Annotated in this window: 21 protein-coding genes, 1 tRNA gene and 1 pseudogene; 2 read left to right on the plus strand and 21 right to left on the minus strand. The window is 67.4% G+C overall.

The genetic code is table 11. The features are described 5' to 3' along the window. Positions 1-189 precede the first annotated feature (189 nt). Positions 190-262 (plus strand) — tRNA-Ala (locus BHE97_RS07515). Between the two features lie 295 nt (positions 263-557). Further along, a complete protein-coding gene (locus BHE97_RS20625) occupies positions 558-959 on the plus strand; it encodes a hypothetical protein (protein WP_236757575.1) in 402 nt (133 codons plus the stop codon). Here BHE97_RS20625 and BHE97_RS20630 read toward each other — a convergent pair. The 21 genes and pseudogenes from BHE97_RS20630 to BHE97_RS07620 form a co-directional block, all read right to left on the minus strand. Further along, positions 876-1922, minus strand: a pseudogene (locus BHE97_RS20630) (recombinase family protein); the annotation flags it as partial. The gene BHE97_RS20625 and the pseudogene BHE97_RS20630 sit on opposite strands and share 84 nt — an antisense overlap. Positions 1923-2120: 198 nt before the next feature. Beyond that, the gene (locus BHE97_RS07525) at positions 2121-2345 is read right to left on the minus strand and encodes a hypothetical protein (RefSeq protein ID WP_087623427.1); all 225 of its coding nucleotides are present in this window, start codon (positions 2343-2345) and stop codon (positions 2121-2123) included. Between the two features lie 61 nt (positions 2346-2406). Beyond that, complete coding sequence (locus BHE97_RS07530) at positions 2407-7167, minus strand: helicase-related protein (protein WP_170931321.1); 4761 nt, start codon at positions 7165-7167, stop codon at positions 2407-2409. 289 nt (positions 7168-7456) lie between these two features. Then, positions 7457-7981 (minus strand): hypothetical protein, encoded by a 525-nt coding sequence (locus tag BHE97_RS07535; RefSeq protein WP_087623557.1) that lies wholly within the window; start codon positions 7979-7981, stop codon positions 7457-7459. 146 nt (positions 7982-8127) lie between these two features. Next, positions 8128-8685, minus strand: coding sequence for a hypothetical protein (locus BHE97_RS07540; RefSeq protein WP_087623429.1), 558 nt, complete (start codon positions 8683-8685; stop codon positions 8128-8130). Positions 8686-8699: 14 nt separating this feature from the next. Continuing rightward, entirely contained in the window at positions 8700-9134 is a 435-nt protein-coding gene (locus BHE97_RS07545) for a single-stranded DNA-binding protein (RefSeq protein WP_087623430.1), read from the minus strand. Between the two features lie 92 nt (positions 9135-9226). After that, entirely contained in the window at positions 9227-10990 is a 1764-nt protein-coding gene (locus BHE97_RS07550) for a TraM recognition domain-containing protein (protein ID WP_087623431.1), read from the minus strand. Next, positions 10987-11571 (minus strand): hypothetical protein, encoded by a 585-nt coding sequence (locus tag BHE97_RS07555; RefSeq protein WP_140400030.1) that lies wholly within the window; start codon positions 11569-11571, stop codon positions 10987-10989. Before BHE97_RS07555 ends, BHE97_RS07550 begins: the two co-directional genes overlap by 4 nt. Continuing rightward, entirely contained in the window at positions 11568-12656 is a 1089-nt protein-coding gene (locus BHE97_RS07560) for an ArdC-like ssDNA-binding domain-containing protein (protein ID WP_087623433.1), read from the minus strand. The genes BHE97_RS07555 and BHE97_RS07560 overlap by 4 nt, the downstream gene beginning before the upstream one ends. Before the next feature lie 81 nt (positions 12657-12737). Beyond that, complete coding sequence (locus BHE97_RS07565) at positions 12738-13076, minus strand: hypothetical protein (RefSeq protein ID WP_087623434.1); 339 nt, start codon at positions 13074-13076, stop codon at positions 12738-12740. A 20-nt stretch (positions 13077-13096) separates the two neighbouring features. Further along, a complete protein-coding gene (locus tag BHE97_RS07570; RefSeq protein WP_201791351.1) occupies positions 13097-15061 on the minus strand; it encodes a tyrosine-type recombinase/integrase in 1965 nt (654 codons plus the stop codon). 36 nt (positions 15062-15097) lie between these two features. Beyond that, positions 15098-15385, minus strand: coding sequence for a hypothetical protein (locus BHE97_RS07575; RefSeq protein WP_087623436.1), 288 nt, complete (start codon positions 15383-15385; stop codon positions 15098-15100). Next, positions 15382-16482 carry a tyrosine-type recombinase/integrase gene (locus BHE97_RS07580; protein ID WP_087623437.1) on the minus strand — a complete coding sequence of 367 codons (1101 nt, stop codon included), beginning with the start codon at positions 16480-16482 and terminating at the stop codon, positions 15382-15384. The genes BHE97_RS07575 and BHE97_RS07580 overlap by 4 nt, the downstream gene beginning before the upstream one ends. Positions 16483-16625: 143 nt before the next feature. Continuing rightward, the gene (locus BHE97_RS07585; RefSeq protein WP_140400032.1) at positions 16626-17243 is read right to left on the minus strand and encodes a phosphoadenosine phosphosulfate reductase family protein; all 618 of its coding nucleotides are present in this window, start codon (positions 17241-17243) and stop codon (positions 16626-16628) included. Further along, the gene (locus tag BHE97_RS07590; RefSeq protein WP_087623439.1) at positions 17240-18721 is read right to left on the minus strand and encodes an ATP-binding protein; all 1482 of its coding nucleotides are present in this window, start codon (positions 18719-18721) and stop codon (positions 17240-17242) included. The genes BHE97_RS07585 and BHE97_RS07590 overlap by 4 nt, the downstream gene beginning before the upstream one ends. Further along, positions 18718-19152, minus strand: coding sequence for a hypothetical protein (locus BHE97_RS07595; protein WP_140400034.1), 435 nt, complete (start codon positions 19150-19152; stop codon positions 18718-18720). The genes BHE97_RS07590 and BHE97_RS07595 overlap by 4 nt, the downstream gene beginning before the upstream one ends. Before the next feature lie 60 nt (positions 19153-19212). After that, on the minus strand, positions 19213-20049 hold the full coding sequence (locus BHE97_RS07600) for a nucleotidyl transferase AbiEii/AbiGii toxin family protein (protein ID WP_087623441.1): 837 nt from the start codon (positions 20047-20049) through the stop codon (positions 19213-19215). A 130-nt stretch (positions 20050-20179) separates the two neighbouring features. After that, positions 20180-20803: a hypothetical protein gene (locus BHE97_RS07605; protein WP_140400036.1), complete on the minus strand. Its 624-nt coding sequence runs from the start codon at positions 20801-20803 to the stop codon at positions 20180-20182. A gap of 56 nt (positions 20804-20859) precedes the next feature. Beyond that, positions 20860-22323 (minus strand): SCO6880 family protein, encoded by a 1464-nt coding sequence (locus BHE97_RS07610; protein WP_087623443.1) that lies wholly within the window; start codon positions 22321-22323, stop codon positions 20860-20862. Then, on the minus strand, positions 22320-23657 hold the full coding sequence (locus BHE97_RS07615) for a conjugal transfer protein TrbL (protein ID WP_087623444.1): 1338 nt from the start codon (positions 23655-23657) through the stop codon (positions 22320-22322). The genes BHE97_RS07610 and BHE97_RS07615 overlap by 4 nt, the downstream gene beginning before the upstream one ends. A 30-nt stretch (positions 23658-23687) precedes the next feature. Beyond that, positions 23688-24029, minus strand: coding sequence for a DUF6112 family protein (locus tag BHE97_RS07620; RefSeq protein WP_087623445.1), 342 nt, complete (start codon positions 24027-24029; stop codon positions 23688-23690). Positions 24030-24087: the final 58 nt, after the last annotated feature.

Below are 24087 nucleotides of genomic sequence, written 5' to 3' on the forward strand. Positions count from 1 at the left end.
CCAGGGAGGGGGGGGCGGCGCGGGGTCGGTCTACGCGGCGGGGCCGTCGTGGTGGCCCGGTGGGGGTGTGGGGCGGCCGGCCACGTGGAGGGCGAGAATGTGGACTGCCCGATCGGCGGCGAGGAGCAGTGCCGGCGGCGGACCCCCGGGGCGGGCGGTCAGGGCGCCAGGGATAGGCTCGGTGCCACTGGGGCATTGGCGCAGTTGGTAGCGCGCTTCGTTCGCATGGAAGAGGTCAGGGGTTCGAATCCCCTATGCTCCACCCGGCGCACAAGGTTCAAACACTGGCCCGTAGAGATACGGGCCGGGGTTTGGACCTTGTGTGATTTCTCTGCCCAAGTGAGTGCGTTGCCGTTGAGTTCGGGGTCGACCAAGACCTCGTAGGCGCGAGCGTGCTCGGGCCGCAGGGTGTTGTCCTCGTCGATGTAGATCTTGGTGAAGAGCGCCTGGTTGCACAGCCGGCGGTTGGTGTCGTCGCAGCGGGAGTAGATCGCGGCGCAGTTCTCCAGTAGGTCGAGTGCCTCATCGAGGTGTTTGCGGGCCTCGGCGTAGTCGCGGTGCTGGGCGTCGAGCTGGTGGTTGATCTGGTCGAGTTCTGTCGAGATCCGGTCCTGCTCGCTCTTGAGGACGTTGAGCGGGACGGCTCCGGCGTAGTGCGCTCGCATGAGGGTCTTCTGTTCGTGTTCCAACTCGTCTCGTCGGCTGGTAAGTTCCTTGAGGTTTGCTGTCTCGGTCGCCATGAGGTGGTCGAACTCGTGGTGGAGCATTCCGGCCAGTGCTTCGCGCCGGGTGGCGGTGATCTGCACGCGGTCGTAGTAGGTCTCGACCAGGTGCTCGACGTCGCTGATGAGGATGGACTGGCGGGTGCAGTCGGTGCGCTTGGAGTGACGGCCCGAGCAGACGAAGTAGGGGTAGATGTTGCCGGTCTTGTTTCTGGCGTTGGAGACCACGAGCCGTGATCCGCAGGCTCCGCAGAAGACCGTGCCTTTGAGGTAGTGATCGTGGACCTGGGTGGCCTCGACCGCGTACTTGTGGGCAGTCAGGACGGACTGGACCTGATACCAGACCTCGGCGGGCACGAGTGGTTGGTGCGCTCCCTTGTGTCGCACGCCGCGATAGATCACGTCGCCCTTGTAGTAGGGGTTGGTGAGCATCCGGTGGACCGATGAGATCGCAAGCGGCTTCGAGGCCCGCTTCGGCGTGGGCGCCGTCACCAGTCCACGGTCGATGAGTGCCGCGTGGAGTTGTGTGACGGTCCAGTCGCCGGAGGCGTATGCCTTGAACGCCCACTCGACCAACGGCGCGCGTTCAGGGTCGAGCTCGACGGTTCGCAGTTCACGCCCGACCTCATCGAACACGCGGATGTTCTTGTAGCCAATGGGAGCCTTGCCGTTCGTGCCTCCGTTTGCGGCCTTCTGGCCCATGCCCTTGGCGACCTCGGTGGCGAGGTTGCGGGAGTAGAACTCCGCGATGGTCGACATGATGCCGTGCAGCAGCATCCCGGAGGGCGTCTCGTCGATGTTCTCGGTGGCGGACACCAGCATCACTCCGGCCTCTTTGAGGGCCAGGTGGATGGCGACGTCATCGGCGCGGTTTCGGGCGAGCCGGTCGACCTTGTTGACGATGCAGTAGGAGACGCGGCTCTCCTTGACGTACTCGATCATCCGCATGAGTTCGGGGCGGTCCGCTTTGCGGGCCGACTCGCCTGCGTCGACGAACTCGGCAACGATGACCGCTCCGAGCTGCTCGGCCTTGCGGAGGTTGCCTTCGCGCTGGGCGGGGATCGAGAAGCCTTCGTCCATCCCGCCCTTCTCGGCCTGTTCCCGCGTGGAGACGCGGAGGTAGGAGACGGCGAGGGCTGTGCCGGGCAGGGCGCTTGGGCTGGTGGCCTCGGTGGGTTTTACGAACAGTTCGGTGCTCATGGTGGCGGCTCTTTCAGTGCGGGTTGCTGATGCTTCCCACCCGCAGACGCGACCGATTGGTCGCTGGCGATGCTGTTTGTGAAAGAGCCTGATGGCTGTAGAGAACGACCGTGAGGTCGAAGTTCGCTTGCCCGCCGACGGCGAGGTTTAGGGCCACAACACCACGCTTCCGCGCGTGGTACGACTTCATTCTAGTGCTCAGGCCGACAGTTTGGCCGGAGCCGTCGGCGTCGGGTCGCGGTAGGTCTCGGGTGCCTGCGCCGCAAGCTGCGCGGCACGGGTGGCTCCGGTCTCACGGAGCGTGAGGCGGATCAGCACCTCGCACAGCTTGTGCAGGTCAGGACCGTCACGGTGGACGGCTCGGGCCGACAGTCGCCGTTCCTCAAAGGGACGTCGGTCGGTCTTCTTCGTGTACGCGCTCATCGGTATCTCCTCCTTGGTTGGTGCGGGTTCTTCTGGTGGATAGGTGCGTCAGAGCACCCGGTCACAGGCTGGGCGGCTCGTAGGCCGGACTGCTCTGGCGTGGGCTTGGAGACAGGCGCTGGTCGTCCTCGTGTTCGGCGTTGGCGCGAGGGAGGACGCGCTTGATCGGAGGTACGTAGTCGCGGAGCGTCTGGACGGTTACCGGTGCTGGCGCTTGCGTCGGGGTCGCGGGTGTCTCGCGGTTCTCTTCTTGCATGGCGGCCAAGGCGGTCTCGACGGTGGCGAGCTGCTTCTCGGCCTGGTCGAGTGCTTCGCCGCGCTTGAACGGCTGGCCGATGCGCTGGGCTGCTTCGGTCTTGGACCGCTCGGCTTTGTCGAGGTCTTCGTGGACGTGGGTGAGCAACGTCGGGATAGCGGACACGCGATTCTCGATGCGCTGGACAAGGCCGACTCCGCCGGCGAGGAACTCCCGCTGGGTCAGAGTGAAGGAGGAGCGTGGGATGCCCGCCAGGCTGGTAGTGACGTTGAGGACGCCCATCCCGGGGCTGGTCCTGACTTCGATGTCGAAGCCGCTGATGTTGCCGATGACGCCGTACTCCTGCCCTCGGTAGGTGGGCATCCATTGGAGTCGATTGGCCTGCATCCAGCGTTCGAGTGCCCCAGCGGCGTCGGCCCGGGAGGTGTAGTTGCGGACGTCGAGGGTGATGCGGAAGCGGTCCCCGCTGGTGTCGGTGACCAGCGGTGCGGCTGCTTCGAGGGCGGCGATGTGCTCGGTGAACCGTGCGATGTCCTCCTCAGCACGGCGTTCGGTGTGGGTGAGCATGTTCTGGTTGCGCTCGTGGGCTCGTTGCAGGCGGCGGAGCTTGGCGACTTCGCTGGTCAGTGTGGAGTGCTCTAGCAGGAGTGGGTTGCCTGAGCTGAGTGCTTTGGCTTCGGCGGCCGAGAGTGCGCCGGGGTCGATTTCGTCGATTTCGCGGGAGTCGAGTCGGCCGCGCATGACCTGGGCGATGAAGGTGGCCTTGCGTTCGATGGTCTGCCACATGAAGGCGTCGAAGGATCGTTCGGTGACGAACCGGACGATGGCGATCTCCTCGTTCTGGTTGCCTTGCCGCAGGATGCGTCCGTCCCTTTGGGCGAGGTCGGCGGGACGCCAGGGGCAGTCCATGTGCCACAGCGCGACCGCGCGGGCCTGGACGTTGGTCCCGACTCCCATCTTCTCGGTCGAGCCGATGAGCACAGAGATGTGACCGGCTCTGGCTTGGGCGAACAGCCTTGCCTTCTCTGAGTCGTTGTTGGCTTCGTGCATGAATCGGATGCGCTCCCCGGGCACGCCGCGTTCGTTGAGTTGCAGGGCGAGCTCGTCGTAGGCGTTCCATCTGTCGGGGTTGGGCGTGCCGATGTCGCAGAACACCAGTTGCAGCGCGCCCTTGATCGGTGAGGGTTGGCCGGTGAGGGGGTCGAGGTACTCGTTGTCGCGGGTTCGTTCCCACACGGCGGCGATAGCGTCGGCGGCGACATCGACCTTGGTGGGACCGGACGGGCGTTCGGGCAGCACCATGCGAATGTCGAGCGCGGCTTTGCGACCATCGGTGGAGATGGTGAGCATGTTGTCTTCCTCGGGACGGACCGCCTTGTTCGCCACGGCCTCGGCCCGTTCCCCGAGTAGTTCCACGAACCGTTCGAGTTCGGCGGTCGGCTCCACCGGGACCGTCTTGGCAGCCCGTTGGCCGTCGTCTCGCTCGGCGAGCGCCGGGATGGGCAGGTCGAGGTCGGCGGCGGTCTTGACGTCGGCGAACACCGACCACATCCGCAGCATCTCGGGGACGTTCTGGAACTTGGCGAACCGCGTCTTGAGGCGGAACGCGCCGGTGGGTGACATCTCCATCTGGGTGACGGTCTGCCCGAACGTTGCGGCCCAGGCATCGAAGGAGCCGATGCCGGCGGCGTCGAGGAGGTCGGGTCGCAGGTAGCGCTGCATCACGAACGCCTCGGTCACACTGTTGGCGATCGGGGTCGCCGTCGCGCCGGTGACCACACGGGAGCGGCCCGAAGCGCGCAGGTACTCCAACTTCATGTGCAGGTCGGCGGCGCGTGCCGAGCCGTCGATGGCGGCGTCGCGGATGTTGGAGTCGGTGGCGAGGTTCTTGTAGAGGTGCAGCTCGTCGACGCAGAGGTAGTCGATACCGGTGTCCTCGAAGCACACGCCCTCGTCACGACCGGTGTCGATGCGGGACTCGATCTTGCTCTCGGTCTGGAGCAGCTTGCGCTGGATGCGCTTGACCGTCATCGCCTGCCCGGCCTCGGCGTTGTCCAACACCGACCGGAGCTGGTCGACCTGGGCACGCACATAGTCGTCCTGGGTGGCCTGACGCAGCGGAATCTTGGCGAACGCCGTCTGGGTCAAGATGATGCCGTCCCAATCGTTCGCTGCCGCCTTGGCGACGAACTCGCGGCGCTTCTCCGCCGACACATCTGAAGACGACGCGGCCAGCACACGGGCTTGCGGATAGATCTGCAACCACTCCCTGCTGAACTGCTCCAGCATGTGATTGGGGACCACGATGACGGGCTTGTTCACCAGCCCCATACGCCGCATCTCCGAGACACCGATGATCATCTCGGCGGTCTTGCCCGCCCCGACCTCGTGGAACAGGCCGGCCGAGGGCTCGGCGATCATCCGGGCCACCGCTGCCCGTTGGTGCTGACGCGGAGTGAACCCTTCGGCCACGCCGGGCAGGGTCAGATAGCTCCCGGCATCGGTGTAGTCACGCAGCACGATGGAGTTGAAACGCCGGTTGTATTCCTCGACCAAGCCGCGTGCGCGTTCGGGCTCCTCCCACACCCACTCTGCGAACCGCTCCGACAGGGCGTCGGCCTTCTCCTGAGCCGCTGTCGTCTCGACCGGGTTCAGGACACGGCGCTTGCGGCCGTCGATGTCCTCGAACTCGTCGTGGACCAGCACCGCCCGCTGCTCCATCACCGCTTGGGCGGTATCAGGGGCTGGACGGCGGACGGTGCCCCACTCGCTCGTGGACAGCAGGCCGCCGCGTCCGCCACGGACCTCCCACATGCCCGGCAGAGGGTTCTCCACCTTCACGTCCTCGACCCGCAGCAGTTCGTTGAGGAACGCCTGGTGGACCTCGGCGCTGATCCACACCGCGCCGAGCTTCGCGGTGATCTCGTCTGCACCCAGGGTGGGTGGCATCACCGCCTCAAGCGCCTGCACGTTGACCTCGAAGTCTGGCTCCTCCTTCGCCGCCGTGCGGGCTTGGTCGAGCTTGGTTCGCACGTCACCCGAGAGGTACTCCGGTGTATGGATCAGTTCCTTGCTGTCGGGGTCGGTGAAGACCAGCCCGGCCAGTGCCTCACGGGCCTCGTCCTGGTCCAGTCCGAGGAGGTCGGAGATCATCGGCAGGTCGACGCCGCCGGTCTTGTCCAGGCTGACGGCGATGGCATCTGCTGGGGTGTCGACCCCTTGGATCTCGGGACGCGGTGCGACGACGCGGCGGCTCATGATCGCGGCAGGGGTGGCGACCTGTTCCACGTCGTCGAACTGCTCCAGCGCAAGCACCAAGGCACCGAACGGGTCGGTCCGCAGCAGCCGGATCGCCGGGGGGACGATGCGCGCGTAGGTGTCCTCACCGTTCTCGTCCATCCGGCCGGTGCGTCGCAGAGTGAATCTGTTGATGGGTCCCCACCGACCGACGTACTTGCGGTAGTCGTGACTCAGCGTGGCGCGGGCGGCGGTGATCTCCTCGGTGTCTTCAGCGGTTGCGCCTTCCAGCGTCAGCAGGTGGGAGGCTTGGTCACGCAGTCCCAGCAGGGCACGCAACTCGCTGGCGGCGTTCTTGGGCACCTTGACCGGCTCCAACAGTCCATCGGCGACGGTGGCGAAGGTGCCGTCGGATTGGGCGACGAGGCTGCCCGCCCACAGGTCTTCGGCCGCCACAGCACCTGTCACCGGATGGCCCGGACCCTTCACCCCGGTCACGAGTTCAGGGGCGGTCATGGTCAGGTCGTTGCGTCGGGCCGTGAAGGTGATCTGGTCGAGGGCTTGGGCGAGGTCGTCCTCCAGGCTGTCGAGGCTCCCGGTGACTCGCAGCATCGGAGCGCCGTAGGTCCCGGTCCCGGTGCTCACTTCGCCGAGCATGTGGTCTGGACGGGTATCGAAGTAGGTGTTGATCTTGATCTCGTCGTTCCCGATCTGAACCGGGACCACGTTCTCCCACTCCGGTGCCCGCACGGGTTCGCCTGGCAGCCGTCGGCGGAACAGCAGCAGGTCGGTCAGCACCGTGGTGCCGGCGGCACGCTGGAACGCGCCGTTCGGCAGCCTGACCGCGCCGAGCAGGTCGGCCATCTCTGCCATCGCACGGCGGGCACCGGGGTTCTGGGAGTCCATCGTGTAGTGGCTCGTCAGCACCGCGACCAAACCGCCGGGACGAGTCAGAGCGAGGGACTTGATGATGAAGTGGTTGTGCATGGAGTGCCGTCCGGCACCGTGGCCGGGATTGTGAACCGGGTCGTGGAGCTTCACGTCCGAGAACGGGACGTTGCCGATCGCGGCATCGAACGTGCCGGTGCGGATGCGGGTGTCGGCGAACGACTCGGTGCGCACCTGGGCGTTCGGGTACAGGGCACGGCTGATCGCAGCGGTCAGCGGGTCCAGCTCGACACCGGTCATCTGCGCTCCGGCCGGCGCCATGCCGATGAAGGTGCCCGCGCCGCTGCCGGGCTCCAGCACGGTCCCGGTGGTGAAACCCAGAGAGCTGAGTGCCCGCCACATCTGCCGTACCACCAGCGGGTCGGTGTAGTGCGCGTTCAAGGTGGTGCTCTCTCTGCCGCCGACCACTCCTGGTCGGTGAGCAGTCCACGCAGCTCGTGGTGTTCGGAGGCCCAGTTCTCCTTGCTCGGGTCGAACACATCGGCCACCGCGCCCCAACTCGACCAGCGGGCCAGCGTCTGCTGTTCCTCGGCGCTCGCCGGTCGCTGCTCGTCGGTCAGGGTCCGCAGGAGGCGGATCGCCTCGATGTTCGCGGCGTAGCGGGCCTTGGCACCCGACGGTGCGAGGTCGTCCTGACTGGTCGGGACGAAACTCGGGGCGGGGGTGGGGTCTAGCGGACTTCGCGCAAGAACCGGAGCGTGGCTGCCTCGGCCATCGTTGCCTGGTTCTCGGCGACGAACTTCCGGGGAATCGGCGCCGCCACCAAAGAGGTCAAGAACTCCGGCGTCACCGCCCAGGTCTTCGCCTTGTCCTCGAGTTCCGCTGTCGAACCCATCAGGTCCGGGCAGTCCTGAATCCGCTCCGCCCAAGAGATCAGTGCCTCGTCGGAGGGGCGGGTCTGCTCCCATTCCTCCCGGGCCTCGGCCAAGGTCAACTCCGGTGCCGGTGTCCACACCAGTTGCGCCATCACGACCTCCTCCGCTGTCCGGGTCGCCGTCTGGAGTCGGGCGACCTTCTGGCTGTAAGTCTCCCTCGCCGGGTCCGGTCCAGCCAACAGGCGCGCCAGATCGCTCACTTGTGCCTGCACCTGCTCGCCCAGGTCCGTGAAGAACGCCACCGGGTCGTACAAGGCCCGCACCCGGCTCGGTGCCCAGCGTTGCCAGTGCGTCATCGCCAGTTGTGCGTACCGGTTCATCGACTCCATCGCCTTCCGTGTGCTCGACGAGCTCTGATGCCGATTCCTCGGCGGCCGATTCGGTAGCCGGTTCCTCGCCCCACAGGTCGAGGGTCAGTTGGCCCTCGGCGTCGTATCGCGTTCTTCCGCGCCCCATCGCCCGTCACCTACTGACCGTCGATGCGTGCCGGACCCGCGCTCCGGGCGTGGAATCGCTCCTCGACCAGACGGCGCTGTTGGAGGTCGTCGTTGACGAACTGCGCGAAGTCCTCAGCACGGTCCTTGATCTCCCGCTCGGGCGCTGGCGCAGGCAGAGACTCGCCGGGCCAGGTCGTCTGGCGGGTGGGCCGGTCGTGGTCCAGCCGGGTGCCGCAGGTGGAGACCCATTCCCGCAGGCGTCCGCGTGCCTCGGCGAAGTCCTTGTGCCAGGTCAGCGGCATGGACGGCGAAGAGTCCGCGTCGTAGCAGGCAAGCCAGTGAAGGTGGAGCGCCGACAGTTCCCAGATCAGCTCGTCGTGGCGGTGCCAGAACGGTGGGACTACCGCTGGGGGGAGGCCGTACGCCTTGCGGAGCCACTCCACCCAGTAGTTGAGGCTCAGCCACTCGGGCAGTGCTTCCTCAGCGGTCAGCGTGTTCCAGTTGATTGGCTGGAGCTGCTCTTCGTGGCCGTCGACGTCGGGCTCGGGCTCGTCTGTCGGTGGGGCATTGTCGTAGAACGCGGTCATCGGGTCGCTCCGGCTCAGAGGCCGATGGCCTGGCTGGAGCCCAGTGTCGTGGGACGGGCGCTCGGACCCGGGTCGTCGACCTCGGCCCGCTGAGCGGGCCGGTCGACCGAGTAGCGCGTCCGGGCGGTGTCGTGACCGATGCGGCGGGCGACGAACTCCTCGCGGGGCACGGCCTTGCCGTTGCGGTCCACCTCGTACTCGTGGATGTAGCCCGAGGCGACGAAGTTGTCGCCCTTGCGGAACCGGGAGTTCGCCCGAACGGCGCTGGCGCCGTAGATCACGAGGTCGTGGTAGCTGGGCTCCAGCGGGGTGAAGGTCCCGTCGGTCTCCTTGCGCGAGTGCTCGACCCCGATGCGCATGTAGCACCGTGCGACCTCATCGCGGGTCTGAGTGAGCTGGGGGTCGTTGGCGACGAACCCCGACAGGCTCATCTGGGTGGGGATGCTCATGGCTGCTGCTCCCTGCTGTTAGTTGGGCCACCGGGGTGGTGGCCGCTCTTGGCAGGTAGGTGCGCGCCAACGCCCGAGGCTCGGGCGTTGGTTCAGCGTCGGCGCAGCGATTCCTCAATGTCGGCCCGTTCAGCTTGCAAGGCATTGGCGTCAGAGCGGGTGGTCCACGGGCGAAGGTCGGTGACCAACGGCGGCGCTGAGCGAAGCAGCACCAGCCCGGTCCCGAACGGCAGCATTCGGATGGTCTCCGGTGGCATGACCGGCACGCGCCGGGTGGAGCGTTGCAGGGACCGCGAGCCGTAGTCGCCCACCGAGATCGTGTCGGTGTGCTCGTCACGTTCCCCGATAAGCGCGGAGAGGTCTTGCAGGTCGCGTGCCGATGCCGTGCCGCCGAGGATCACCTTGACGATGGAGGCGTCCCAGATTGCACCGGCCGCGTGGTCGCCCCACTTGTCGCGCGCCTGTGACAGTGATTGGAGGACCGGCATGGTGGTGATTCCGGTTCCGCCTCCTTCGGCCATCAGCACTGGCAGGGACGGCAGGGGTGAGAGGTTGCCGATCTCGTCGAGTGCGAGCAGCAGTGGCGGGTCGAGACGGGCGCCCGGTGAGCTCGCGGCCAGATGGCGTGCGGTCTCCACCAAGTCTTCGATGAATGCTGCCACCAGCGGCCAGGACGCACCTGCCCCGGCGCCGGTCGCCAGCAAGTAGAGCGTCCCGTTGCTGGTGAGGAACTTGGTGGGGTCGAACTCCTCACCGGGAGACGGTGTCACCGCGTCGAGGACCCGGGGATCGGCCAGGCACGACAACGCGAGTGAGACTCCCATCCAGATCGAGTCCCGGGTCCGGGGGTCGGCATGGATCATCGACTCCAACGAGTCTGCCCACCCCGGTGCCGCGCTGGGGTGGCTCGACAACACGGCCACGGCATCGGCTGCCGATGACGGTGAGAGCGTCCACCCGAACAACTCCCGGGGACTGCGTTGGTCCAGTGCGGCGGCATGAAGCAGGGCCTGCAACGCGGTACGGGTCTTGCCCTCCCAGAAGCCACCGGACTCCACCCCACCCGAGGTGAGCCCGGTCGCTGAGGCGAGGCCGGTCGCTCGGATCATCGCCGTCAGCGGGTCCTCGCACCCCCGCACCGGCGACCAGCGCAACCCCGATGGCAGGCCGTCCGCGAGACGTTGCGGGTCGAAGACCGCTACAGGTCCCTTGCGCTTGCGGGCGGTGATGGTCGCAGCGATGTTGTCCGGCCTGGTTGCGGTGGTGACCACCGCCCCGGGGGCATCGAGGATCGCGTTGATGACGACATGGAGCCCCTTGCCGGAGCGCGGTGGCCCCAGCAGCAGGATCGAGTCCTCCACCGATGCCCACACGCCTTTGCCGCGCGAACGGCCCAGCAGGTATCCGACCTGTGCTGCGGGCGGCTTCGTCAACGACGGGCGCAGCGTTCCAGCCCGCTTCAACAGTGCCTTCTCCGACGCCGTGCTGGCCACGTCACGAACAGTGGCCACCCCTGCGAGCCGATGTGGGTCACGGGAGGTCTTCTGCCGCGACCCCGACACCAGCCGCCACCCGACCACGGCCCCTGCGACCACTACGGCCACCAGAAGCGCGACGGTCGGCCAGTAGACCCAGACCGACAGCCCGGGCACGCCAAGCGCCACACCCGGTGCGCCGGCGTGGGTCAGAACACCGAACCCAGCAGCGATGCCGCCAGTTGGAAGTGGGTTCCCGGTCACGAACGCGGCGAGAACACCGGCAAGCCAGAGCACCGCAGCGAGAGCGGCAGCGGCGGCGACCAGAATCAGACCGAGGATCACCAGCTCGTCATCGACACCCCGGCCACGCGGGTTCACGCCTGGCTCCCGCTGACAGCGACGAACCCGGAGGCACGACCCAGCAGAACGACCGTTCCCGGCCGTGACGCCAACAGCGCGGCAGGAAGCCGCAGCCGAGCACACCCATCGGGGCCAGCGGTCTGGTGTGCCACCACCACCGCGACCGCAACCTGCTCATCGGGAGCGAAACCGCTGCCACCAACCTCCAGCCGACCGAAACCGGCTGCGTCCAGATCGGCACGCTCCCAAGAGGCGGGCGACTCGCTCACGACCTGCACCGGCAGCGGCGGTGGCTTCACGATCTCGGTGAACACCGAGCCGTCAACCTCATGAACCTCGATCCGCACCGGGCACCCCAAATCCGTGGTCACCTGCTCCACGAGCCCACCAAGTGCCGAGCGTCCCACGCCCGGACCTGCCGGAACGGGATACGGCTCACCGTTGAGAGTCGCGCTCAGCCGAGCTCCGCCATCGCTGGTGGTCATGCTCGCGTCGCTGATCGTGATCGCCAGATGCGGGAGGACCACCGGCACCCGGCTGGCGTCCTGCGGCTTGCGGTAACGGGCGTCGGCAGCGGGCCGAGCGTGGAGCCCCATCACAGTGCCACCGCCTCTACGGTCGCGGCGCTGGAGGACCGGGCATCGGAGCCTGGGCCCACGTCGGGACTCCGACGTCTGGTGCTCCGTGCCTGCGCCAGCGCGTCCCGGTCCAATCCCGGGGGTGTGCCGTCGCCGACCTTGGTGGTCTCAAGTTGGTCGAGAATGGTCGCCGCAGCGCCCCGAACACGCTCGGCCGTGGACTGCACGACCTCGACCGGAGTCTTGCCGGGCACGCTGGAGGCCCACGATGCGACGTAGGGGATGGTGTAGTCATCGGTTGCCAGCCCGTGCGCGGCGCCGACCATCAGGGCGACCGACTCGGCCTCTACCTCGGCGATGCCACGGTGCATCACCGCATCGTTGTTGTCGGGTCCGTGCAGCATCACATGCCCCAGCTCGTGCGCGAGCGTCTTGACCTGGGCGGCGTCGTCCATGTCGGTGCGCACCGAGACCTCGTGGCTCCCGTAGTCGGTCAGACCGTTGGCGCCACCGATCGCCTGCGCGTTGGAGACCAGCCTCAGCTCGAAGCCGCGTGCTGTCACCTGAGCAGCGAGCCCGTCCCACAACCCCTCGGGTGCTTGCCCCTGAAGCAGCGTTGGTCGGGTGGTCTCGGGGATCGGCTCGCCCTCGGTCTGAGAGATGTCAAAGACATAGGCGGGACGCAGGCCGACCAGCTTGGACCGAACTGTCTCGCCCCACGCGGGCCGCTCGCCACGCGCGAGCCGCCGCCATGAGTCCTCGACCTCGGGAGTAGCCGAGGCGAAACGCGCCGTGACGGGGGCGAGAATCTGATAGCCCGACTGGCCCTTCAATACGTTGCGGCCCATGCTCAGCCACTGCTTGAACCCGGCGACGTAGGTCGGCATCGGCTCCGGCACGCGACCCTTGCTGAAGGCGGCGTAGTGCTGCACATAGATGAGCAGGGTGTTGTTGAACGACCGCGAGCGGAACCTCGCGGCGAACTCGATCGCGCGCTTCCAGTCCTCGCCCGAGACCAGCCCGCTGACCGCTTCGGTCAGCCGCTCGTGCAGGGCTTCCAGCTTCGCATCCTGCTCCGCACGGCTCAGCCGCGTCCTCGTCGCCATCGTGCCCTCCTGCCGTCGGTACGTTCCGAACGTCAGGTGCGCCACCTCCACCCGTGCAGGGCGAGACCGGGGAATCGCAGGTCAGGTGAAGCAAGCGCCGCCGATGCAGTCGACCGTCAGGGCGGCCTCGTCGAAGAGAGTTCCTTGCCCGGCGTCGATCTGCCGCTCCGCATCCGAGCGCAGGTCGACCTCGCGCAAGGGGATGCGGTCGGAGTGCAGGAACATCTGGCCGGCGAACGGCGCTCCGCTGCGAGCGTTGAACGCTCCGCCGTCGCGGATGTGCTCATCGAGCTCGCAGGCGCGCTCCCACAGGTCAGGATGCTGGCCCTTCAACGCCGCCCACCGGGCGTTGCGTGAGTTCGGGCAGGCTATTGAGAATCTGGGCCTGCGCTGTGCGGGGACATCAGCGATCGAGTTCATCAGGTGCTCCTTCCTGGGGCTCAGCCGGTCGGTGGTGCTGGTCGTGGGCCGGTGAGAGCACTGATTGGGATGAAGGCGGGCTCGACGCCGAGCTCCTGCGGTGTTGGCCCTGCCGGGGTGGGGACGTCGGAGAGCTTGTCGAGTAGGGCGGTCAGTGCTTCGCGGTCGCCTTCGAGGGCTTCGCGTTCGTCGTCGGTGAGGGTGAGCTGTTCGAGCATCTGGCCGATGCCGTCCTTGACCGCGAGGAGTTGGCCGCGGGTGGAGTCCTTGGGGACGTAGAACGGGCAGCGGGCGCAGGCCAGGCGGTGGGGGCACTTGGCGAAGAAGTCGTAGCCGCAGTAGCCATCGCCGAGGTCGTAGTACTTCCAGGGCTGTTCCCCGCCGGCGGCGGCGCCGGTGAGGATGGCTTCGCGGTCGATGAGGACCTGGATGGTGCGGACGTTGCGGGCGAAGTAGTCCGCCCGCTTGTAGGCGGCCGAGAGGACCCGTTGCAGGATCTCGGCGTAGTAGCGGGTCGAGGCGATGTGCTTGTGGCCGAGCCATTGCTGAAGATCAGCGATGCTCAACGGCTCGCGGGCGTTGAGGAGTTGGGTGGCGATCGTGGTGCGTGCCCGATGGCTGGTCAGCGCGCCGCGGGAGTCGGCCTCGGGGATGCTGGCCTTGGCGCACAGGATCGGGATGAGCTTGTCGTTGAGATAGGTCTGACTGACGAGCTGGCCCCGGACGCAGAACAGGTGCTGGCGGTATCGGCCGGTCTTGCGGTCCATCAGGTCGGGCTGCTCGCCGCGGACGGCCTGCCAGGTTTCGATCAGCTCACCGACGAGGGGGTCGACGGGCTTGCTGAACGCCCGCGAGGTCTTGTTGGCCGGGACGTGCAGCAGGCAAACCCGGTAGGGCTCGCCGGTGGTCTCATCGACTGCTTGGTCCCAGGTGATGCACTCCAGTTCCAGGCGGCGGATCTCGTCGATGCGACAGCCACCGAACAGCCAGACCCCAACCAGTGCGCGAACCATCTCGATCGGGTAGTACGTCGTCGCCTTTCCCGCAGTGTGGGCGGCAGGTGTGCCGTAGACCTTCAAGTCCTCCTCGGCCAGCGTCAGCCCGGCGGCCATGAGTTTTGCCCAGGAGGCGTCGTCGATGACGCGGGGGTTGGGTCCGAGCTGGGCGCGTACCGAGATCGGCAGGCTCAGTACCTGGCGTGGGTTGAACCTCGGGGTGATCCACTCCCACTCGATCAGGTCGCCGAAGAACCCGCGCACTGAGTCCATCCGGTTCGCCTTGCCGCTGGCCGAGAGTGGCTGACCCTCTCGGCTGCGGTTGCGGCCCAAGCCGCTGCTCCACTGGCCAGCCTTGGCCTGGAGCGTCGCCGCGACGTACTCCGCTGCGATGTCACGGGTCCATGCGGCCGGGTCGACCGCCTCGGGGTGGTGCTCGGCCGCCCAGCGGCCGGCGGTCAGGATGCCTGAGAGCATGGATCGGTTGCTAGCCGGCTCCCGGGTCGAGAGCTTTGCCCACCGCTGGGCGTAGTCGCGCCAGGGCTGCGGGACTGTCTCCCAGGTCGCCGCGGTGGGTCCGCGCATGTCGTTGTTGGCGATCAGCGGCACCGGGATGATGCCGCGATGCGCCAGCACCCGGGAGAGCCGGAACAGGCCGAGACGACGGCTCCGGCCGGGCGGCGCAGCCTGCACCAGTTCGTAGAGCAGGTCGCTGGTCAGGTCCTCCAACCGCGGGCTGCGGTTGCACAGCAGCGCGTCGTAGAGGGCCTGCCTCGTTGACTCGTGCTTGGCTGTGACGCCCCAGGACTCCAGGGTGGTCAGCACGTCAGCGAGCGTGTGCTGGGCGACCCCGACGCCGAAGACCCACGCCGCCAGGTCCTTGGGCTTCAGCGAGGGGAAGCGGTGGTGGAGGCGATGGTGGCCAGCCAGCAGATATCCCAGAGCGACCAGCGCACCGAGGCCCTTGTGGCCGTGTCCGTTGCTGAGCAAGGTCGTCTCGATGACCTCGACCCAGGTGTCCTCATCCTAGGACCAGCACGCGGTGCCGCGCTCGTGAGTCGCCAGCAGCAGGGACTTCCGCACTCCGCTCGGCTTGTAGTTTTCCCGGCTGGTCAGCACCGCATAGACGGGCTCGATCACGCGCTCCAGATCCGTCCTCATCTGCCGGGTCATCCTCGGGGCCTGACGCACCGCCCATCGAGCCAGCGCCGCACGCTCCACGTCGGTGAGCGCTGGGTCCAGGCACCGCAGGTCGGCGAGTCGATCACACAGCGGCGCGGCGGCCTCGTCCGCCATCCGACGTGCCGCGTTCACCGGACACCTCCACCGGGCAACGTCGTGTCGTCTGGAGTGGCGCCGCCGCGGGCCGGCGCATCGGGGGCGGCGAGCATCGAGGCAAGTAGTCGATCGCGGTCGATGTGTAGGGACGTGTTGGCCTTGTGGAACCGTTCGGCGATCTCTCGGCCCGAGAGGTGGATGTAGACCATCGTGGTCGCCAGGTTGCGGTGCCCGGCGTACTGCGCGATCTGGTCGATGGTCCACTCCGCACGCGCAAGGTCGGTCAGCCGCAGGTGCCGGAAGGTGTGGGTCGAGAACCGTGCCAGCCCTGCCCGTTCGGCAGCGGCCTCGATGATCTTCGACCACGACCAGACCCCGATCGGATCGCCGTGGTTGCGCCGCGAGACGCTGCGGAACAACGGCCCGTCGACCCGGCCGAACGCCCCACGTCGCTCCCGCAGGTAGGCGACCAGCAGTTGGGCCGACGCCGACCCGAACGCGACCGTACGAGCACGCTTGGACTTCGTCGTCTCAGCCCGCAGATGGATCAGCCCGTGCGCCGGCTCGAGGTCGGCCACGTCGAGCTGCACCAGCTCCTCGCGCCGCAACGCGCCGTCGTAGGCGAACGCAGCCATCAGCCTGTTCCGCAACGGCTCGCGGCCGAGCTCGACCAGCATCCGTTCCCACGCGGACTCGTTGGGAATCCACGGAGCCTTCTCCACCCGACCGACCAGCCCGTGCCGAGCACGGCCGCCATACCGACTCGACTGACCACGACGTACCGGGTTGCGCTCTCGCAGCCCGTCCTCGACCAGATAGTCGTAGAACGACCGCAGCGCGACCACTCGCTGCTGGATCGTCGCGTTCGCCAACCCGACGCCGCCCAGCTCCAGGCCGGCGGCGGTCAGTGTGCGGGCGTGCATCTCACCGATCCAGTCCGCCACCACATCCGGCGTCGCGGCCACCGGGTCGACCTCGCTGGTCGCGCAGAAGCGAAGGAAGTCCTCCACCGCGCGCCCGTAGGCGTCGATCGTGTTCGGTGCCCGGCCGATGTTCGCGGTGAAGTGCAGCCACCGCCATGCCTGCTCTTGCTCTCGGAGAAGTGGGAATCCGTCCCAGTTGATGCGCGCCATACGGGCACGCTAGGAACCCCTCTCAGATTCCACATAAGGCAGAACCAGCACGCGCTCCTGGGCGGGGTGGGGTGCCCATTGTGGGCGAACCAGCGGATCGTGTCGCTGCGGCGAAAGGCAAGGCCGAAGTCCTTGATGAGCGGCTACACGTTCACCTGCCACGGGTCGAATCCCTGACAGCCGCAGCGGTCACACCTTGGCTGATGACCACCGACGCCACCGGGACCGTCACCTCCGCCGCGTTGCGCTCGGAGTCGGGGGTGGCCGCACCGGCACTCGGTCGTCTCCTTGCAGCGCGCGATCTCATCGACGGAGAACCCGAGCCACTGTTCGACCCGTACCCGCTTCCATGCCCCGCGCCCGCCACCTTGGGCGTTGGCCAACCGTTTGACCTCGCGGGTCACGACCCTGCGCTTGAAGTCGTAAGAGCAGCGGTACCCGAGCACTTTGCCCGCGCTCCCGTCTGGGTTGCGGACGTGGGCCGGAGGAGTGGGGTTGCTGGTCGTTCGCACCGGCGACAGCAGCGCACTCTCCAGTGAGCCTGCGGAGACACGGATGAACGGGATACCAGCCCGATCGAGATGTCTTTGGACATACTCGGCGTAGGCGTAGGTTTCCGGCAGCTCGCCTTCGGTGTCGGCGAACACGACAGCATCCAAGCGAGGCAGTTGCCCGGCCGCTGACATGAGCGCAAGTGCCGCCGACTGAGTGCCGCCCCCATAGGACAGCACCCGCAGGTCCGGGCTTCGCCTGATACTCATCGCATCCGGGCCGTGGTGTCGAACAGCTCCAGCTCGGCGGGATGGAGCTGGTGCTGGCAGACGAAGGAGCGGTCCTTGATCCGCCACAAGCCTTGGCCGGTTCCCAGCGTCGGCAGAAGTTGCCGTTCGGTGCCGGTCAGCCCGAGCGCGTCAGCGGTCGCGCCCAACTGGTCGGACTCTTGCCGGTAGATGATGCGGGTCTCGGCGTTTGCCAGCAGCGAGGACGCGAGCGCCCGCATCGCCGAGCCCTGGTCGCCCACAGTGTCGAGGTCGGTCAGCTTGTGGAAGATCAGCATGTTGGCGATGCCGTAGTGCCTCGCCAGCCGCCAATGCGCGTCCATGCGTCGTAGGAGCGACGGGTGTGACATCAGTCGCCATGCCTCGTCGTAGACAACCCAGCGCTGACCGCCCGCAGGGTCCAACAGTGCGGACTCCATCCACGCCGACGCGCAGGTCATCAGCACCGAGATCAGCGTGGCGTTCTCGGTGACCCGCGAGAGGTCCAGCGAGATCATCGGCAGCGTCGGGTCGAACCGCACCGTTGACGGTCCGTCGAACAGGCCCGCCAGGTCCCCGCCGACGAGGCGGCGCAGGGCGTGCCCGACAAGGCGCCCGTCCTCAGCCAACCGTCCCTCCGCGTCGTCGCGGGCGCCGGGGTTGAGCAGCCGGTCGACCACCATCGGTAGTAGCGGAATCTCCGCCGCCCGCACGGTGCTGGCCAGGGCGACGTCGACCGCTGTGTGCTCCAACGGCGTCAGGCGACGGTCCAGCACGGTCTCGGTCAACGCGCCGATGAGGTCACGGCGGCGAGCCGTGACCTGGGCTTCCCATTCCACGTCGTCGAGTCCGGTGGGCCGGTATCCCTCGTCGAGTGGGTTGAGTCGCGCGGGCATTCCGTGACCGAGTTCGATCGCCATCCCGCCGACCGCGCGCGCGACGGCCGTGTGCTCGCCCTTCGGGTCGCCCGCCACATAGACCCGCCTGCCGAACGGCAACGACCGTGTGTAGAGGCTCTTGGCCAGTGAGGACTTGCCTGAGCCGACGATCCCGGCAACCACCACGTTCGGGGCCGTGATGAGTCCGTTGCGGTACAAGACCCACGGGTCGTAGACGAACGAGGCGCCGCTGTAGAGGTCTTGTCCGACGAACACCCCGTCTGACCCGAGTCCTCCTTCGGCAACGAACGGATACGCCCCGCCCCAGGTCGCCGAGGTGTCCTGATGACGCGGCAGCCGCAGTCGTCCCGACGTACGAAGGCTCGTCGGCCCCGGCTCTCCGGACTTGGGAAGGACGACCATCGCCCGGCGTTCCGCCGCCAGGTCGTCGGCCTTCTGCTTGGCTGCGGCCTTGCGGGTCTCATGGTCGGCTGTCAGCAAGGACTTCGCCGATGCCTTGCGAGCGCGTCGGTCACGGCGTCGCTCCCGGCGTGGAGCGACCAGGACCGCGCTGTGCAGCCGGTCGCCGTCCCGCGCTGTCACAGCCACGGCTCGTTCACTTCATCAGTGCGTTCCGGCGCGCTCGCGGCGGCCGGTGAAACCTGCTTGGGGTGGTGCGCCACGGTCGATGGGGTGTAGGTGATCTCGGAGTCGGCGTCGTGTGCGTAGGTCATCGACTTCACGGCGAGGGCTACGCACTCGCTCGCGGCCCGGAGGTGCTCGGTCACTCGCTGCGCTGTTGCACGGCCCGCATTCCGGTCGCCGTGGACCTCGGCCTGCTCTCGTGCCGTCGTCTCGTAGAAGCGCACGAGCTGAGTCAGCGAGAACTCCAGCCACGCCGATCCGAGCGCCAGCGAAAGCAGCACCGGGTAGTCATGACCCGGATTGCTTATGGTGCGCATCGCGTACGCGAGGGCTCTGGTCGCATGCTGCACCTCGCCGGCGTCAGCAAAGGCATCCTCGAAGGTCGGCATCTGCGTCTCCTGCATCTCGACAACGTGTGGTCGAGATGCAGGTGCGCAGTGCGACCCTGTTTACAAGAGGTCCCGGTGGCTTTCCACCGTCGCGTAGATCGTTTCCAGGTCGATCGGCTGACCGTGGATGAGAGGCTGCGCGTTCCGGTAGCCGGTGACGATCGCCTCGTGTGAGGCATGGGTCGGATCGAAGGCAGGACTGTCGGCGTAGCCACCGGCAGGGCGAGGTGTCCAGGTGAATCCGGCGGCCTCGCTGTGGTCGTCGATGTCGGCAATGAGGTCCTTTAGGCCGTCGGGACCGAGCGCTGACAGTGCTGTCGTGACACTGGTGGTACTGAGGAGGCGGTCGATGTCATAGAAGTGTCGACCGTGCTTGAGCAGCGCGGCGGTGTCGTTGCGGGCAGCGGCATCGTGGACAGCCGAGACCTTCTCCAACAGGGTCCGCTCGGGGGCGAGTACCTCTACGGAGAACGGGACGAACTCATCCCAAGCATCGTCGGACTCGCCGAGTTCTGTCACCGCGAAGTCAGCGACGATTGAGCGGAACGAGTGCTGGGAGTGGGGATGAGTACCGCCCCGGCTGCCGAGTTCGAGCAGCACGCCTTCCTTCAGTGAGTCGGCGCTTTCGCCCGTCGGGTAGAGGTAGGTGGTGTACCGCTTCACCCCTGTTGTTGAGGCACCGACCCTCACATCAGACTTGGGGAGCCCCAGATGTGCGGTTACATCGGCATCAACCTGCTTGAGCACCTTGTGTCGCGCGTTCAGGCTCGCCTCGGGAGGCAGGACGGCGAGCAGGTCGACGTCCTCGGAGAAGCGATCCACGATGCCGAACACCCGGCTCAGGCTCGTTCCACCCTTGAAGATGAAGGTCACCGGAGCCTTGGCCCCGTCCGGCATGGCGACCTCGCGCGACTGCGACGCGGCACGGAGAACCTCGGTGACCTAGAAGTCCTTCTCCACATAGGGGGCAGGCAGGCCGCGCTCGTCGGCAGCCCTCCCGACCAAGACCGCCAGATCGTCAGGGTGTTCACGCAACCGCATGGGTGTCTCCCATGTCCGAGGAGGTTTTGAGCACGCCAGTGAGGGAAGCGAAGTTGTCTCGAACGGCACGGTTGTACTCGCCGGGCACAGCCTCGGTGAGCGCATCGAGTCGCACCCGCCCCTCAGCAACAGCTTCACGGACCATTGCCGTCAGTGCATCCCAGCCCGCCTCGGCGAAGACCTCCGGGGCTCGCAGCACCTCCAGCAACGCTATCTCTGTGGCGTTCAGATCCACCCGAGCGAGGTTCTTGCGGGCGTGCTGCTTCACCCCAGCAATGGGCTCGACGGTGCGCAGAGTGGCCACATGCAACACAGGAGGAATCTGCGAGGTCAGGCTCAAGGCACGAGCAGCCGAATAGCCAGCAGGGCCGACCCCACGAGTCCCGAGTACTTCGCGTACGACATCCTCGGTGCGGGGAGGCGTCAAGCCGTAGCGTGTGCGCCGGCCTCGGTAGTAGAGCCCGCGACGCACCGGGATCAGCAGGCCGTCGTGGGCGGCGCGAGAGGCGGCCTTCCGCGCAGCAGTCGCCGACCCCGGGAGCTCGTCGACGCGGACGAATGACTTCTCCGGGGTTGCACGGATCACCGACGATGCGGACACGCTTCCCACATCACGAAAGTATACTGGAAACGTGACATGAGCGGAACGTGGGTCCCTCTGATCCATCACACGCCTCGGCACAGTGGGAGCGCCGCCGTGGCGAACGCTTGGGCCTGCTGGCCCCAGAGGCGCCGGGTCTCGCAGGAGGCTTGGATGGCTGCCTGCTCGATGGCCGCGACGGCCTGTTCCAGTTCGTCGGGTGTGGTGGCGCTGACGGTGATGAAGCCGGTCGCGCGGAGTACGCCGTGGCCTGCGGTGAGGTCGGCTTCCTGACGGAGCACGTCGTGGTACTCGGCGTCTTGCTGGGCGTCCTCGATCTGGCCCATCCGCTGACGTTGCGCCGCGTCGGAGACGTGCTCGGTCTTGCGTTTGCGGATGTCGCGGGCGGCGTGGTCGGCACGCATCGGGGTGTAGAGCAGTGTGAAGGTCCGGCGTATGCCAGAGGACAGCAGGACAGAGGACAGGAAGCCGGGATAGACGAGCGAGCGGGGCCATTCGCTGATCCACAGCACGCAGTGGTGGGCCGAGTCGCTGCGCAGGTGGCTCCAGGTCTCGGTGACCGCGACCGGTCCAGCGGTGGCGAGCTCGCGGCCGAGGTCACCGTGGCGCTCCAACGTGGCCGCGACTTGCGGGTCGTAGGCCGAGCGGAGGATGACGGCGAGGTCGCCGGGCTCCAGCCACGTCGAGGGAGCGAGATCAGCGGCCCGGAGGGCGGCGGTGATGGTGGTCATTTCCTGTCTCAGCACTGCCGCAGCGCCCCGCATCCCGCCACCGGCGGCACGGATGGCGCGCGAGGCGGTCTTCATGTCGAGCGCGATGGAGACGGTGCTGGCGTGGCGCTCACCAGCGGGGCCGGCGCGGTCGATCAGCTCGCCGTAGGTTGTCGCGGCCCATGAGCCGTCCTGTTGGCCGTGGCGGTGCCACCACTCGGCCAGTCCCTTGCCGGAGTCAGGCAGGGTGCGCTCCATCATCTGCATCGAGGCGATGCGGCCCGAGCGGCAGGCGGTGGCCAGCACTCGGGACCAACTGGTGACACGCCGTTCCTGCTCGATCGGGTCGAGGAGGACGAAGGCCGGATGGGTGACTGAGACCAGTGCCGTCAGTGTTGCGGCGTGTGGGTCGTGGACCATGACTGCGCCGGTCTCGGCATCGACCCATTGCCGCAGGCTGGCCGCGTCGCCGGGGAGGGCGAGCACTCCGGCCGGGCGGGGTTTGAGCACGCGGCGGCGGTAGACGAGTTGCCCGCCGCTGGAGCGCCAGGCCCACCGGAGCAGGATCGGCAGCCACTCCACGAGCTTGCGACCTCCGACGCCGACCCACGCCAACGCAGCGCACAGGACCAAGATGGGTGCGGTGTAGGCGAGGATGATGCCGCCGCCCAGGTAGAGCGAGAACACCAGCACGACCGCGCCGAAGCCGACGACAACGAGTTGGGAGCCGGATAGTCCGAGCAGGACGCCACGCTTGGACAGGCGGGAGAACTTCACCGGCGTCAGACCGGCCTCGGTGCCCTGTCCCGTCGTAGTCATCGCTTCTCACCCCCGGGCCGAGCCGCAGGTGTCGGATCAGCGACGTCGGGCACCATCGGCGCCGGTGGCGGGGGGCTCCCAGCGCTCTGCGGGTGAGGCTGGCTGGCCTGGCTTGCGCCGTCGGCATGGCCCTCGGCGCTCGCCCCCACCTTGGAGCCGACACGAGGCCCGGCGGTAGCTGCTTCCTTCGCCACGACGGCCCCCGCCAAGACCCCACCAGCGGCCCCACTTGCCGCGCTGGTCCCTCCGGCAGACGACCCGCCTCCAGCGGTCGCGCCGCCGACCCCGGCACCGCCCGACGGAGAGGAGGAAGGCGTTGGTGCGGGACCGGAGGAGCCGGACCCTCCGCCGCCATTGCTCGCGTCGAGCACCTTCTTGGGCTCTTCGCCGCCGCGTCGGGTCGTGGGAATCGGGAGCGGGCGGTTGAGTGCGGCCTTGGCTTCTTGCTCCATGCTCATCGAGTGGTACATGTCGAAGCCCATGAACGAGATCGCCTTGTAGGCCATGTAGGGCGCGAACGCGGCGATCAGCATGAGCACGACTCCGGCGATGGGCTCACTGACAGATTTCAGGTCGGCGTCGATGGGGGCTGACACCTGAGCGGTGGCGAGCAGAAAGATCACCACCACGACGACCTTGGACACGATGAGGGCGATGACGAAGGAAGCCCACTTGCTGACCCATCCTCGGGTGTGGTCCCAGGTGGCGCCCGCCAGTGCCACGGGCGCGAACACGATGGCGATCAGGAGCAGGGCCTTGCGGATGAGCAGGCTGATCCACACGATCACCGCGCCCCCGATAGCGAGGCCAGCGATGAAGATGGTGATGATTGCGCCCACCCCGGGGGCCGCGATGTTGAGCGTCGCCAGACCTCCGGCGAGCAGGGCGATCCGGTCGCCCATGTCTTCCATGTTGGTGCCGGCCGCGTGGACGATGCCGACGCAGATCTGGTCGGTGATCTCCAAGGCGGTGGCCAGGAGGGCGAGGGCGACGAATGACCCGAGGATCGACTTGGCGAGCCCCAACAGGGCACGCGACAACGCGGCGGGTTCACGACGGACCATGCCGCCGATGACCTGGAGCAGGAAGAAGCCGACCATGACGACGGCGGCGACGCCGAAAAGGATGTTGTAGACCCGCACGTACTGCGTGCTCGTGACGTCGACCATCGTGGTGGAGTCGAATACTTTCCACATCGACTCGAACATCCACGCGGCTGCTCCACCCATCGCTTGGGCGAGCCAGTCGAAGGGTGCTGAGACCAAGGCGCCAGCGGCGTCGCCAGCGACATCGCAGACTGTGGAGATCACGGGTACCCCGCATACGTCGACCATTCGTCCGCCTCCTCTCGTGTGGTGCGGTCGTCAGACCGCTTGGCCGACGTTCCAGAAAAAGTTCACGAGCGCGACCGAGGCGCCGGTGATGATCGCCGCGCCCAGGGCGACCAGGACGCCGGTCTTCCCACGTCCCGCCAGGTGCGGGTTGCTGCTGTTGGCGCCGAGCGCCCAGACGATCGCGGAGATGATGAGCGCGAGCACAGCGAGGATGAGCCCGACAGTCATCGAGGCTCCGACGATGGTGCGGAGCTGCCCGATGCCGGGGAGCCCGTTGGAGTTGGGCGAGATGTTGATGTCGGCGGGCAGGACGGCGACGACCCGACTCGAGAGAGTGGACACCGAGGTGAGGGGAATGACGAGGTTGAGCATGAGAGTCTCCTGATTCAGCGCGGGTGGTTGCGCTGGTCAGGTGCTCTCGTGTCCCCGC

Source organism: Aeromicrobium sp. PE09-221, assembly GCF_002174305.1.
Classification (GTDB): domain Bacteria; phylum Actinomycetota; class Actinomycetes; order Propionibacteriales; family Nocardioidaceae; genus Aeromicrobium.

Coding starts and splice junctions, on each gene's coding strand:
- BHE97_RS07545 (WP_087623430.1), bottom strand. CDS start 9,134: ATGAGCATCCCCACCCAGATGAGCCTGTCGGGGTTCGTCGCCAACGAC.
- BHE97_RS07600 (WP_087623441.1), bottom strand. CDS start 20,049: ATGCCGGACGGGGCCAAGGCTCCGGTGACCTTCATCTTCAAGGGTGGA.
- BHE97_RS07540 (WP_087623429.1), bottom strand. CDS start 8,685: ATGACCGCGTTCTACGACAATGCCCCACCGACAGACGAGCCCGAGCCC.
- BHE97_RS07565 (WP_087623434.1), bottom strand. CDS start 13,076: ATGAACTCGATCGCTGATGTCCCCGCACAGCGCAGGCCCAGATTCTCA.
- BHE97_RS07580 (WP_087623437.1), bottom strand. CDS start 16,482: ATGGCGCGCATCAACTGGGACGGATTCCCACTTCTCCGAGAGCAAGAG.
- BHE97_RS07585 (WP_140400032.1), bottom strand. CDS start 17,243: ATGAGTATCAGGCGAAGCCCGGACCTGCGGGTGCTGTCCTATGGGGGC.
- BHE97_RS07610 (WP_087623443.1), bottom strand. CDS start 22,323: ATGACTACGACGGGACAGGGCACCGAGGCCGGTCTGACGCCGGTGAAG.
- BHE97_RS07620 (WP_087623445.1), bottom strand. CDS start 24,029: ATGCTCAACCTCGTCATTCCCCTCACCTCGGTGTCCACTCTCTCGAGT.
- BHE97_RS07525 (WP_087623427.1), bottom strand. CDS start 2,345: ATGAGCGCGTACACGAAGAAGACCGACCGACGTCCCTTTGAGGAACGG.
- BHE97_RS07560 (WP_087623433.1), bottom strand. CDS start 12,656: ATGGCGACGAGGACGCGGCTGAGCCGTGCGGAGCAGGATGCGAAGCTG.
- BHE97_RS07615 (WP_087623444.1), bottom strand. CDS start 23,657: ATGGTCGACGTATGCGGGGTACCCGTGATCTCCACAGTCTGCGATGTC.
- BHE97_RS07595 (WP_140400034.1), bottom strand. CDS start 19,152: ATGCCGACCTTCGAGGATGCCTTTGCTGACGCCGGCGAGGTGCAGCAT.
- BHE97_RS07535 (WP_087623557.1), bottom strand. CDS start 7,981: ATGAACCGGTACGCACAACTGGCGATGACGCACTGGCAACGCTGGGCA.